This is a genomic window from Streptomyces sp. CG 926 (assembly GCF_003148825.1).
Taxonomy (GTDB): Bacteria; Actinomycetota; Actinomycetes; order Streptomycetales; family Streptomycetaceae; genus Streptomyces.
In genome coordinates this window covers 1-12,571 of sequence record NZ_QGGZ01000006.1, presented here as the reverse complement: position 1 = coordinate 12,571, position 12,571 = coordinate 1, and the positions used below count along the sequence as shown (strand labels likewise).

Annotated in this window: 13 protein-coding genes; 2 read left to right on the top strand and 11 right to left on the bottom strand. The window is 74.0% G+C overall.

From position 1 onward, the window contains the following. The first annotated feature begins 48 nt into the window (after positions 1–48). On the top strand, positions 49–2,124 hold the full coding sequence (locus BCL76_RS17100; protein WP_109780363.1) for a SpoIIE family protein phosphatase: 2,076 nt from the start codon (positions 49–51) through the stop codon (positions 2,122–2,124). 149 nt (positions 2,125–2,273) lie between these two features. Here the strand turns inward: BCL76_RS17100 and BCL76_RS17095 are convergent, their stop codons facing one another. From BCL76_RS17095 to BCL76_RS17085, 3 genes are all read right to left on the bottom strand, one after another. After that, a complete protein-coding gene (locus BCL76_RS17095) occupies positions 2,274–4,274 on the bottom strand; it encodes an ABC transporter permease (RefSeq protein ID WP_109780362.1) in 2,001 nt (666 codons plus the stop codon). Between the two features lie 200 nt (positions 4,275–4,474). Further along, entirely contained in the window at positions 4,475–5,269 is a 795-nt protein-coding gene (gene modA / locus BCL76_RS17090; RefSeq protein WP_109780361.1) for a molybdate ABC transporter substrate-binding protein, read from the bottom strand. A 157-nt stretch (positions 5,270–5,426) separates the two neighbouring features. Then, complete coding sequence (locus tag BCL76_RS17085) at positions 5,427–5,822, bottom strand: TOBE domain-containing protein (RefSeq protein ID WP_030772813.1); 396 nt, start codon at positions 5,820–5,822, stop codon at positions 5,427–5,429. A gap of 135 nt (positions 5,823–5,957) precedes the next feature. On the opposite strand from BCL76_RS17085, the gene BCL76_RS17080 reads away from it, so the two are divergent. After that, positions 5,958–6,344: an RNA-binding S4 domain-containing protein gene (locus BCL76_RS17080; RefSeq protein WP_030772809.1), complete on the top strand. Its 387-nt coding sequence runs from the start codon at positions 5,958–5,960 to the stop codon at positions 6,342–6,344. 110 nt (positions 6,345–6,454) lie between these two features. Here the strand turns inward: BCL76_RS17080 and BCL76_RS17075 are convergent, their stop codons facing one another. From BCL76_RS17075 to BCL76_RS17040, 8 genes are all read right to left on the bottom strand, one after another. After that, positions 6,455–6,868, bottom strand: coding sequence for a PTS-dependent dihydroxyacetone kinase phosphotransferase subunit DhaM (locus BCL76_RS17075; RefSeq protein ID WP_109780678.1), 414 nt, complete (start codon positions 6,866–6,868; stop codon positions 6,455–6,457). Positions 6,869–6,918: 50 nt separating this feature from the next. Next, positions 6,919–7,533, bottom strand: coding sequence for a dihydroxyacetone kinase subunit DhaL (gene dhaL, locus BCL76_RS17070; RefSeq protein ID WP_109780360.1), 615 nt, complete (start codon positions 7,531–7,533; stop codon positions 6,919–6,921). 60 nt (positions 7,534–7,593) lie between these two features. Continuing rightward, positions 7,594–8,598, bottom strand: a complete 1,005-nt coding sequence (gene dhaK / locus BCL76_RS17065; protein WP_109780359.1) for a dihydroxyacetone kinase subunit DhaK — start codon at positions 8,596–8,598, stop codon at positions 7,594–7,596. A gap of 190 nt (positions 8,599–8,788) precedes the next feature. Continuing rightward, the gene (thpR, locus tag BCL76_RS17060) at positions 8,789–9,373 is read right to left on the bottom strand and encodes an RNA 2',3'-cyclic phosphodiesterase (protein WP_109780358.1); all 585 of its coding nucleotides are present in this window, start codon (positions 9,371–9,373) and stop codon (positions 8,789–8,791) included. Then, entirely contained in the window at positions 9,366–10,844 is a 1,479-nt protein-coding gene (locus tag BCL76_RS17055; RefSeq protein ID WP_109780357.1) for an MFS transporter, read from the bottom strand. Before BCL76_RS17055 ends, thpR begins: the two co-directional genes overlap by 8 nt. Before the next feature lie 293 nt (positions 10,845–11,137). Further along, positions 11,138–11,773 carry a VOC family protein gene (locus BCL76_RS17050; RefSeq protein ID WP_109780356.1) on the bottom strand — a complete coding sequence of 212 codons (636 nt, stop codon included), beginning with the start codon at positions 11,771–11,773 and terminating at the stop codon, positions 11,138–11,140. 75 nt (positions 11,774–11,848) lie between these two features. Then, the gene (locus BCL76_RS17045) at positions 11,849–12,253 is read right to left on the bottom strand and encodes an ArsR/SmtB family transcription factor (RefSeq protein WP_109780355.1); all 405 of its coding nucleotides are present in this window, start codon (positions 12,251–12,253) and stop codon (positions 11,849–11,851) included. A gap of 114 nt (positions 12,254–12,367) precedes the next feature. Continuing rightward, a partial coding sequence (locus BCL76_RS17040; RefSeq protein ID WP_146228393.1) for a CbtA family protein occupies positions 12,368–12,571 on the bottom strand: 204 nt, incomplete at its 5' end.

The following is a 12,571-nucleotide window of genomic DNA, read 5'->3' as shown; positions in this document are numbered from 1 at the left end:
CGAGGCTCCCGCAGGGACACCGGCGGGCGGGAGTGAGACCCTGGCTGCATGGCCCGTAGGGCAGAGAACCCCGCCGTCGGCTGGCCGGCGAGGCCGGACACCAGCCTCGCGCTCAACCGCATGGGCACCTTCGACTGGGACCTCGACGGCGGACGGATGCACCTCGATCCCACCGCCCTCGAGGTGTTGGACCTGCGCCAGGACGAGTACGACGGGACCCCCGGCGGACTCCGGATCCGCCTGGCACCCGGTGAGGAGGCCCGGCTCGACACCCGGGTCGCGCAGGCGATCAAGGACGGCCGAAGCCACTACGGCGCGTACGTCCGCAGCCGCGCGCGCGACGGCTCACCGACCTGGACCCATATCCAGGGACACATCCTGCGGGAACCGTCCGGTCGCCCGTACCGCGTCATCGGGATCCTCCGCGACGCCGCCCACGACCCCGGCGAGCCCGGTGCCGCCGGCGAGGAGATCGAGGGGCGGCGCCGGATGACCGGCGTCGTGGAGCGGACCACCGCCATCCTCGCCCACGCCCGCACCGTCAACGACGTGACCGACATCCTCAAGGACCCGCAGGCCCTCGGGCACCTCGGAGCGGTCAGCGTGATGCTGGGCGTCGTCGACGGCGGCCGCATCCACCTGGTCGCGGAGGGGCAGCTCGGCTCGTACGTGCCCGAGATCGAGTACACGCGGATCGACGCGCGGCTCCCGATGAGCGAGGCCGTACGCACCATGCAGTCGGTCTACCTCGTCTCCCGGGAGGAGTTCCAACAGCGCTACCCGGACCTGTGGCCGTACATCGAGCCGCTGTCCGTCCGCAGCGGCGTCTACCTCCCGCTGATCGCGCAGGGACGGCCCGTCGGGGCGCTCGGGCTGCTCTACACACGGGACGGCGATTTCACCGCCGAGGAACGCAACCTCCTGATGGCGCTCGGCAGCGGGGTCGCGCAGAGCCTGCAGCGGGCCATCCTCTTCGAGCAGGAGCACGACCTGGCCGAGGGACTCCAGCGGGCCATGCTGCCCCGCCGGATCCCGGACGTGCCGGGCGCGCGGATCGCCGTACGGTACCGGTCCGCCCGGATGGGGCGGGACATCGGCGGCGACTGGTACGACGTGGTCCCGCTCGGCGACGGACGGGTCGGCGTGATGATCGGCGACGTCGAGGGCCACGACACGGACGCGGCCGCCGTCATGGGGCAGCTGCGCATCGTGATGCGCGCCTACATCGTCGAAGGGCACACGCCGGGCGCGGCGATGGCCCGGGCCTCGGCGTTCCTGCGCGAGCTGGAGACGGAACGCTTCGCCACCTGCACCTATGCCGAGGTGGACCTCACCACCGGGATGGCTCGGCTGGTCCGCGCCGGGCACCTCGACCCGGTCGTGCGGCGCGGTGACGGCAGCGTCCACCGGGTCCAGGTGGCCGGCGGGCTGCCGCTCGGCCTGCCGCCGCCGCCGCGCGAGCAGTCCGGTACCGGCTCCGGCTACCCCGTCACCAGCCTCGAACTGCACCCGGGGGACACCCTGCTGCTGTGCACCGACGGCCTGATCGAACGCCCCGGCGCGGAGCCGGACAGCGGTATGCGGGAGCTGATGGCGGCGGTCCACAGCGGCCCCATCGACGTGGAGGAACTCGCCGACGTGCTGTGCGACCTGGTCGGCGACTCGGGCGGCGGGGACGACATGGCCATGCTCGTCCTGCGCCGCCGAGGTACGCCGACCGCGCGCGGTGGCGGTCCGCTGCAGCAGCGGCTGGAACCGGGCGACACCAAGGCCCCGGCGCTGGCCCGGCACCTGATCCGGGCGGCGGTGGCGGCCTGGGGCGCGCGGCACCGGGCCGACGAGATCGAACTGGCGGCGGACGAGCTGATGACCAATGCCCTGGTCCACACGGAGGGCGGCGGTCACGTCAGCATGCGGCTCACGGCGCAGGGCCGGATCCGGATCGAGGTGGAGGACAGCAGCAGCGCCCTGCCGAGGCGGCGCGAGGCGGGCGACTGGGCGGTGTCGGGGCGCGGGCTGATGCTGGTGGACCGGCTCGCGGACGAGTGGGGGGTGGAGCCCCGGGGCGGCGGGAAGTGCGTGTGGTGCGAGTTCGAACTGGCGGCCCCGGAGGACGCCGGCTGAGATCCGGGCGGGCGCCGGGTGCGAGCGGGGCGCAACGCCTCCCGGCCACCCCGACCGGGCCCCGGCTCCCGACCGGGGTGGCCGGCCACGACGGGTCCGACCGGGGTGGAGGGCCCCGACGGGTCCCGACCGCGCCTAGCGGTTCCCTGTCAGAGGCGTACCAGGGTGACCTCGGTGGCCTTCACGCTCGTCCACACCGCCGCGCCGTCCACGAGGCCCAGTTCGGCCGCCGCGTCGGGGGTGATCTCGGCGACCAGATCGGGCGCGGTGTCCGAGGCGATCAGTACGCGCAGCCGGCTGCCGACCGCGGTGATCTCCCGTACGGTGCCCGGCCAGACGTTGCGGGGGCTGCCGCCCGGACGGTCCGTGTGCACGGAGACCGCCTCCGGAGCGATGATCGCCAGCGCCTTCGCGCCCTCGGGCAGCGTCTCGGCCACCACGAGCCGACCGCCCCGCGCGAGGGCGAGTCCGTCGGCCGACGCCGTGCCCGGCCAGGCGTTACGGCCCAGCATGCGGGCCACCCACGGGGACCGCGGGTGCCGGGTCACCTCGGTGGGCGGCGCGTCCTGCAGGGCGCGGCCGTGGGCCAGCACGAGGACCCGGTCGGCCAGGGACACCGCCTCGACGGGGTCGTGGGTGACGATGAGGCAGACCCCGCCGAAGCCGGCCAGGTGGGTGCGCAGGGTGTGTCGTACCCGGGCCCGGGTGGTCTGATCGAGCGCGGCCAGGGGCTCGTCCAGCAGGAGGAGCCGCGGGCGGGCGGCCAGCGCCCGGGCCAGCGCCACGCGTTGGGCCTGGCCGCCGGAGAGCTGGGCGGGCCTGCGGTCGGCGAGGTGCAGTACGTCGAGCCGGTCCAGCCAGGTCAGGGCCTCGCGGCGGGCCTGCGCGCGTGGCACCCCGCGGGCGCGCAGCCCGTAGGCGGTGTTGGCCACGGCGGACAGGTGCGGGAACAGCGCCCCGTCCTGCGGCACCCAGGCCACCTGACGCTTGTGCGGGGGCAGGGCGGTGACGTCGGTGTCGCCGAGTCGCAGTGCGGCGTGGGCGCGCGGGGTGAGGCCGAGGAGGGCGCGGAGCAGGGTGGTCTTGCCGGCGCCGTTCTCGCCGACCACGGCGATGGTGGTGCCGGGTGCGCCGTCGAGGGTGAGCTCGTTGAAGCCGGTGACGGTGGCGTGCAGGGGCCAGCGGCCACTGTCGGGGGGCGGTGCGCTGCCGCCGACGTCGGTGGTGGTGCCGGCGGCCTTCGTGGCGGTGGTGCGGGCGTCGGAGAGGGGCGGCTCCTCGGGGGCCGACGTCCGGGGCGCATCCAGGGCAGGTGGGGTACCGGTCCACCGGCCGCGCAGGGCTATCAGTACGCCCATGGCGATGGCCAGGAGCAGCAGCGAGACGGAGGTGGCGGCCTCGGGCTTGTCCTGCAGCAGCAGGTACACCTGGAGCGGCAGGGTCTGGGTGGTGCCGGGCAGGTTTCCGGCGAAGGTGATGGTCGCCCCGAACTCGCCGAGCGCGCGGGCCCAGGTCAGCGCCGCACCGGCGATCAGTCCGGGGGCGACCATGGGCAGGGTCACGGTGAAGAACACCCGGACCGGCGAGGCGCCGAGCGAGGCGGCGGTCTCCTCGTAGCTCTGCTTGAGACCGCCGAGCGCACCTTCGAGGCTGATCACCAGGAACGGCATGGCGACGAACGTGGCCGCGACGACGGCGCCCGAGGTGTGGAACGGCAGGGTGATCCCGAAGGTGGCCTCCAGCCAGGGTCCGAGCAGCCCGCGCCGGCCGAAGCCGAGGAGCAGGGCGACACCGCCGACGGTCGGCGGCAGCACCATCGGCAACAGGACCAGGGAGCGGACCAGGGCCTTGCCCTTGAACTCGACGCGGGCCAGCAGCCAGGCCAGCGGTACGCCGAGGAGCAGCGAGAGGGCCAGGGCCCACAGGGACACCAGCAGCGAGAGCCTCAGGGCCTCGACCACGCCGGGGCTGGTGAGGTGGTCGACGAGTTCGCCCCACTGCGTACGGGCGAGGATGCCGATGAGCGGCAACAGCAGGAACGCGACGGCGAGCAGCGCCGGGAGCGCCAGGGCCAAGGGGGGCCGGGTGCGGGTACGGGCATGGACGCGTATGCCGGAGCGCGGGCCGGTTAGGCTGCGAAGTCTGCTCATCAGGGTTCCTGGCTACGGGTGTCGGATGCGGGAGAAGCGTAGACGGCGGGAGGCCGGTGGCCGGCCGGACGGCGTCGTGTCCGGGGACCTGTGTGCGCGGGCCGCGCAGAGGCCCTGTGTGCGCGAACCGCGAACGCCGAGAGGGGCCGCCTGTCCCCCCGGACCAGGCAGCCCCTCAGGGGGTGCGGGTCGTACGGCGGTTACGCCTTCTGGAAGCCCGCGTCCTGGAGGATCTTCTGCGCCTCGGGGGTGCTCAGCCAGGCCACGAAGGCGGCCGCGTCGGTGGCGTTCTTGGACTGCTTCAGCGTGGCGGCCGGGTAGGAGGCCACGGCGTTCTGCTCGTCCGGGATCTCCACGGTGACGACCTTGTCGCCGGACTTGGCGGAGTCGGTCTTGTAGACGAGACCGGCGTCGGCCTCGCCGAGCTCGACCTTGCTCAGCACGGCGCGGACGTTGGGCTCCTGGGAGACCGGCTTCACCTCGATCTTCTGGGCGTCGAGGATCTGCTTGCTGTAGCGGCCGACCGGGACCTCGGGCGCGGCGAGCACGACCTTGATCTTGGTGTCGGCGAGGTCCTTGAGCTCGTCGATCTTGAACGGGTTGGCCTTGGTGGCCGCGATGACCAGACGGTTCTTGGCGATGATCGTGGCGTCGCCGGTCTCGGCCTTCAGCCCGTCCATGGTCTTGGTGTCGGCGGTGACCAGCGCGTCGGCCGGGGCACCCTGCTTGACCTGGGCCGCGAGCTCCTGAGAGCCGGCGAAGGAGAACGTGATCTTCGTGCCGGGGTGGGTCTTCTGGTACTCCTCACCCGCGGTCTTGAAGACATCGGTGAGGGAGGAGGCGGCCAGCACCGTGAGGTTCACGGCCTTCGGCGCGGGGGTGGGGTCGGCGGCGGCCTTGCCGTCGTCGCTCTTGCCGCAGGCGGCCAGCGGCACGAGCAGGGCGGCGGTCAGCGCGGCGGCGGCGGTACGACGACGGATCATGATCGGGGACATGAGCAGATGCTCCTCGGTCGGGTCGGCGGCCGGCCTGGTGCCGGAACCGCGCGGTGGTGACCCGCGCCGGTGACGGGCGGAGCGGGTGGGGACGTTCGGTGATGCTGAGCGGCTGGTGCGGGGGACCGCGGGCGGACGGCGTAGGGCGTCGTCCGGATCAGGTGCGGTCGATGTGCACGCTGGTGGACTTCACGCGGGCGGTGGCCTGCATGCCGACCTCCAGCCCGAGCTCCTCGACGGCCTCACGGGTGAGCAGCGAGACGAGGCGGTGGGGACCTGCCTGGATCTCGACCTGGGCGGCCACGTCGCCGAGTTTGACGGCCGTGACGATGCCGGGAAAGGCATTGCGCGCCGAGGTGTACGGTTCCCCGTCCTCGATGTGGGCACCCTGGCCCACCTCGACGGAGAAGGCGGCAAGGTCGCGTCCGTCGATCAGGCGTCGGCCGCCTTCGTCGCGATGGGTCACGACCCGGCCGGCGTCGGCCCAGCGGCGTGCGGTGTCCGGGCTGACGCCCAGCAGACGCGCCGCCTGTCCGATGGTGTAGGACTGCATGGGCGACAACGTATGGGTACGTGTGGCGCATTTGCAATTCTCTTGGCCTGATCTCCATGGCAGATGCCATACTTCTTGGCGCATCTGCCGAAATTCGTTCCGGTTCGCCGTACCCGGCTCGCTAGAGTCGGGGGCATGGCTGATGAGGGAACGGGCACGGGCACGGTACGGGTCGACGCGTGGATCTGGTCCGTGCGCCTGACCAAGACCCGCTCGATCGCGGCGACCGCGTGCCGGGCGGGCCATGTGAAGGTCAACGGGGAGCGCGCCAAGCCGGCGCAGCCCGTGCGCGCGGGGGACGAGGTACGGCTCTTCCACGCGGGGCGCGAGCGGATCGTCGTCGTCAAGCGGCCCGTGTCCAAGCGGGTCGGCGCCCCCGTCGCCGCCGAGTGCCTGATCGACAACAGCCCGCCGCCGCCCACGCCCGTGGAGGCCGCCGTGGTCGGCATCCGCGACCGGGGAGCGGGCCGCCCGACGAAGCGCGAGCGCCGCGACATCGAAACCCTCCGCGGCCGGCCGTAGACCATCCCCTCCGGATCGTGCCGCGGGAGGCGGGCGGGCCGGCCGAGGCGGGCGGGTCCGGCGGGCCGCGTTGCCCGGGCCCGGCACGACCCGGGAGCGGCGGCCCGGACTCAGGCCTTGCGGTAGGTGTACGCCTCCTCGGCGGCCGCCGTGACCGCCGCCAAGGGAGCTCCGGTGGACGCGGTGACCACCGCCGCCACCGCGCCCTCGACGAACGGCGCGTCCAACAGGGCGGAACCCGCCGGGAGTTCGTCCTCCATCAGCAGGGCCTTCACCGTCAGCACCGAGCTGCCCAGGTCGGCCAGCAGGGCCACCCCGGCACCACGGTCCACCTCCCGGGCGGCCGCGACGATCCGTTCCGCGCTCGTGCCGAGCCCGCCCAACGGCGTGCCGCCGGCCGCGGCCACCGCAGCCACGGGTCCGCCGGCGGCCAGCTCGCGTGCCAGTTCGGCCACCGCCTCCGCGACCCGCTCACTGTGCGACACCAGCACGATGCCGACCAGGGCCGGGCCGGCGTCGGGCACGGGCGCGGGCACGGTGGCGGGCGCGGAGCCGGGCCCCTGCCGCTCGGCCGTCACCGCGCGCCCGCCGGCTCCGCCACGTCCGCCAGCGCCGCCAGCAACAGCGCCGACGAGGTGGCCCCCGGATCCTGGTGGCCGATGCTCCGCTCGCCCAGGTAGCTGGCCCGCCCCTTGCGCGCCCGCATCGGCACCGTCGCCAGCGCCCCGTTCTCCGCAGCGAGCGCGGCCGCCCGGTACGACGTACCCGCAGCGGCCACCCCGGGCACCAGCGCGTCCAGCATCGTCTTGTCGCCCGGCGCCGCCCCGCCCAGCTGCGCCACCGCCCCGACCCCCTCGGACAGGGCCTCGCGCAGCTCCGCGTCGGACACCTCGGCCGACTCCCCGAGCGCCTTGCCCGTGCGCCGCAGCAGCGTCCCGTACAGGGGTCCCGACGCGCCGCCGACCGTGGAGATCAGCGTCCGCCCGGCCAACTGGAGCACCGCGCCCGGCACCATCGAGGTCGGCTCCGCCTCCAGGGCCGCGAGCACGGCCGTGAAGCCCCGGCGCAGATTGCTCCCGTGGTCGGCGTCCCCGATGGGGGAGTCGAGCTCGGTCAGCCGGTCCGCCTCCCGCTCCACCGAGGCCGCGGCGGCCGCCATCCAGCGCCGGAAGAAATCTGCGTCACGCACCGGTTCTCCTCGCCTCGCACCTGTCCGGCCGGTTCCAACGCCACCATACGTTCCGCACGTTCAGCGACCCCAGCGCAGCGCCGCCGTCTGCACGGGCGCGTCCCACAGCCGCAACAGCTCCTCGTCGGCCCGGCACAGCGTCACCGAACACCCCGCCATGTCCAGCGAGGTGACGTAGTTGCCGACGAGCGCCCGCGCCACCGGCACACCACGCTCGGCGAGCACCCGCGCCACCTCCGCGTGGAAGCCGTACAGCTCCAGCAGCGGGGTCGCCCCCATCCCGTTGACCAGCGCCAGCACCGGACCGTCGGCCGGCCCGATCTGCGCGAGCTCCTCCAGTACGGCGCCCATCGCGACCTCCGCGATCTCCCGCGCCGACATCATCGGGCGCCGCTCCCGACCCGGTTCGCCGTGGATGCCGATGCCCAACTCCAGCTCCCCGTCCGGCAGGTCGAAGGTCGGGCTGCCCTTCGCGGGCGTGGTGCACGCGCTCAGCGCCACCCCGAAGCTCCGCGAGCACTCGTCGACCCGCCGGGCGAGCGCGGCGACCCGTTCCAGCGGCGCCCCTTCCTCGGCGGCCGCGCCGGCGATCTTCTCGACGAACAGGGTGGCCCCGGTACCGCGGCGTCCGGCGGTGAACAGGCTGTCGGTCACCGCGACATCGTCGTCGACCAGGACGCGCTCGATCCGCAGGCCGTCCTCCTCGGCGAGCTCGGCGGCCATCTCGAAGTTCAGCACGTCACCGGTGTAGTTCTTGACGACGAACAGCACCCCTTGACCGGAGTCCACCGCCGCGGCCGCCCGCACCATCTGGTCGGGCACCGGCGAGGTGAAGACCTCCCCGGGACACGCGGCCGACAGCATTCCGTAGCCCACGAACCCGGCGTGCAGCGGCTCGTGCCCGGACCCGCCCCCGGACACCACCCCGACCCGTCCGCCGGCCCGGGCGTCCCGCCGTACGACGACCCGTCGCTCCACATCGACGTCGAGCTCGGGATGGGCGGCCGCCATCCCCCGTAGGGCGTCGGCGACCACGGTCTGCGGACTGTTGATCAGCATCCTCATGCGTATCTCCCGGTGCGATGGACAGATGACTCACTCAGCAGCGGTCGTACGGTTCTTGTCGCATTCGGTGGCGCTCCGCCGGACGGCGCGCCGACCGCACACCCTGCACGTCGACGGTAGGGGAGTCCGCCCCGTGGGCACGGCGGACGGGGTCCCGGGCGTGCCACGGGGCCGGGGCGGCACGCTCGCCTCAGCCGCCGCCCTCGAAGGGCCAGGACCGGATGTCACGGTAGTGGATGGGCCCGGGTCCGCGGCCGGTGTTGCTTCCGACGAGGTGGAGGCGGTGGGTCTGCCACGGACGGCCGGTGAAGCCGTCGAGTCCGTCGGCGGCCTCCACCGCGCTGGTGGTGTCGTGGCGGCGGGCGCGCGCCAGCGTCAGATGGGGGCGCAGCGGCCGGCCGTGGAAGGGGATGCCGCAGTCGGTGACCGCGGCGCGGACCTCGGCGGCGAGGAGGTGCAGTCCGTCGAGGTCCCCGTCGATCCCCGTCCACAGGACCCGCTCGTCGAAGTGCCCGCCGCCGCGCAGCGCGAGCCGCAGGGGCCGCCGGGTCGCGGCGAGCTCCGCGAGCGGTGCCCGCAGGAGTTCGACGGCGGTGACCGGGAGCTCGCCGAGGAAGGCCAGGGTGATGTGCCAGTCCTCGATACGGTTCCAGCGCATGCGCGGGTACGCGGCGTAGGCCGGCTCCAGCCGCTGCTCCAGCTCTTCCTTCGCCTCGTCGGGCGGCGCCAGCGCTATGAACACGCGGACGGTCTCCGCCGGGGTCTTTTCACTCACAAGGATCTTCGTACCCTGTCGGGGCACCTCCCGTCATCTTCACCCGGTCGCCCTGATCCCCGCCGTGGACACCGCGCGCCCGGGCCGGGCCGGGCGATCGGGACGCCGCCCGGCGCGACCGGCCAGGTGTTCCTTCGGGCCAGCGGTGGTGGTGCCGGTCGATGACGTAGTGGTGCCCGTGCCGCCAACCGCCCGTGGCGGGGCGGGCGTCGGCGAGGTGTGGGTGGCCGGGCGGGAGGTCCGGGTGTACGTGTTCCAGCCGGTCCGGGTCCCGGGCCGGCCAGAGCGCCGCCGCGGCGGCGCCGGCGCCCAGGGAGACGGCGGCCAGGACCAGAACGGTCAGCGGCAGCCCCGCCCCCGCGGCGAGCCACCCGGCCAGTGGGTAGGTGAGCAGCCAGCAGCCGTGGGAGAGGGAGAACCGGGCGGCGAAGGCGGCGGGCAGGTCCGCGTCGGCGGTGGAGCGGCGGATCACCCGGCCCCCCGGAGTCAGCACGGCCGAGCAGGCGGCGCCGATCACGGCCCAGACGGCCAGGAGCGCGGGCCAGGACCACGCGCGCGGGCCGGTCGCGGCGAGCGCGGCCCCGACCGCCAGGGCCGGCGGGAGGGCGAAGGCGGCGCAGAGCATCACGGCCCGGTCGGTGGAGCGTTGCAGGAGGCGGGGCAGGAACAGCGCGGTCACCATGGAGCCGGCGCCGTATGCCCCGAGGGCGAGCGGGACGGCGCCGGCCGGGCGGTCGAGGGGTCCGCGTACCAGGGAGACGGTGTCGACGAGGACGGCGGCCCCGGCGGCGGCGACCGCGAGGTCGAGTGCGAGCAGGGCCCGCAGCCGGGGCGTGGCCCGGAAGAGGCGGGTGCCGAAGAGGGCTGTGGCGCGAACGCCGCCGGTGCGTTCGACCGGGGCGGGTCCGGGCAGGGCCGTGGCGACGATGAGCGCGGCGGAGGCGAGGAATCCGACGGTCGTGCCGGCGAACAGCCAGTCGTAGGAGAGCAGGCCGAGCAGCGCTGTGGCCAGGACCGGACTGAAGAGGCTCTCCAGGTCGTAGGCGAGCCGGCTCATCGACAGGGCCCGGGTGTAGTCACGTTCGGCGGGCAGGATCTCGGGGACGGTGGCCTGGAAGGTCGGGGTGAACGCCGCCGACGCCGCCTGGAGCAGGAAGATCAGGACGTGGATCTGCCAGATCTCGGCGACGAACGGGAGGGCCGCAGCCGCGCCGGCGCGGATCAGGTCCATGGCCGTCATCAGGACGCGGCGGGGAATCCGGTCGGCGACCGCGCCGATCACCGGGGCGATGGTGACGTAGGCGACCATCTTGATCGCGAAGGCGGTGCCGAGGACCGCCGAGGCATGCTCGCCCGCGAGGTCGTAGGCGAGCAGGCTCAGCGCGACGGTGGCGAGGCCGGTCCCGACCAGGGAGATGACCTGGGCGGTGAACAGGCGGCGATAGGCGCTGTTGCGCAGTACGGACAGCACGGTCGCCCCCGTCCGGTTCGGCGGATCGATGACAGCATGTCGGATTCAGCGTAATCAACATGTGCGCACCTGTGCACCTGTTGTGCGCCGTTCCGGGCAGGCGTCGCCTCGTACGGGCCCGGCCTGGTAGGCGATCGCGAGCGAGCCGGCCGGCTCGTGCGGCCGGGCCGCGCCAGTGCTGGAGGCGGTTGATGCACCGCTCGGCGGACCGGATCGACCGACCGACCCGTCGAAGAGGCTCGCGCCGGCCGGGAGATCCGGCCGGCCGCTCCCGCGGGGCAGTGGGGCTCCGGTCAGATGGTGACCGGGCCGTGGGCGGTGGCGAACTCGACCGAGACCAGACCCGGTTCCTCGTCCTCGACCCAGGTGACATCGATCTGGTCGAGGGGGTGGTCGGCCGGTTCGCCGAGGAATTCGGCGATGGAGGCGGCGTCGCCGGCGATGGAGAGCCCGTGGATGGTGGTGGAGGTGCGCGGGTCGGCGCTCGGGCGTTCCTCGACGGGAACCGACCACTGAAGGAAATAGGGCAGTTGAGGTTCCTCCAGCAGTTCCAGCAGGCCGATCTGCTTCCACCTCAGATCGAACCCGTCGGGGCGGACCCGGTGGCCCTCGGCCGAGGTGCGGCCGAGGCGGGCCTCGACCGGGGCGATGTCGTCGACGGAGACCACCCAACCGAGCCAGCCGCCGCCCTCGGCGGCGCGGCGCGCGACCGCCTGCCCGAAGGGTGCACGGTCGGCGGCGGGGTGGTCGAGTGTGGTGACGACCTCGACGAAGGTGCCGCCGCTCAGCGGGAGAATGAAGTTGCGGGTGCCGAAGCGCGGGTGCACGCCCCCGTCGACGAACCCGGCGCCCAGCGCCGATCCGATCCACTGGACGGTCGACACGAAGCTGTCGCGGGCCACCGCATAGGACACGTGATCAAGTCGCACGGCAGCATCATCACCCGACAACCGGCACAAATCCCGACGCCACGCCCGCCGCCCCGGCCACGACCGCCGTGGGGGTCAGTCGTGCGGCGGGAGGGAACCGAGCTGGTGGTCGGCGACGTTCAGCGCCTCGTCCACCAGCCGCCGCAGATGACCGTGCCCCAGCGCGTAGACGACCCGGCGGCCGTCCTTGCGGGTGGTGACCAGCCCGGCCAGACGGAGTTTGGCGAGGTGCTGGCTGACCGACGGACGGGCGGCTCCGCACGCCTCGGTGAGGGTGGTGACATCGGCCTCGCCCCGGCCGAGGTGTTCCATGAGCGCCAGGCGGGTGCGGTCGGCGAGCAGGGCGAGCACGGACGCGGCGGCCTCCAGCCGGTCGGCCTGCTCCGGCGTGACCTGGATGCCCGGGTCGACCCGCGTGCCCCGAGCCGGACGCGCCGGCCGCGCACCGTTCCCACCTGCCGGATGTCTGCCCGCACTCATGCGCACATCGTAGGGCGGCCCCGGCGCGCGGTGGGCGCCCGGACGCGCGAATGCCCGGGCCCCGCCGCCCCCGGACGGGGTCGGCAGGGCCCGGCACAGGCGTCACGGTCGACATCAGCCGAGCGCGGCAGCCTCCTGCGCGGCCGGAGCCGCAGCGTCCACGCCCTCGGCGCGCGCGGCCAGGAGCTTCTGGGCGAGGACGCCGAAGACGATGGCGAACACGGCCCACAGGACGAGCTGGACGGCGAGCGAGGCGACCCGGAACTCCCACAGCAGGGCGGCGGGGAAACCGGGCTGGACGGCGTCGCTGTTGTCCGG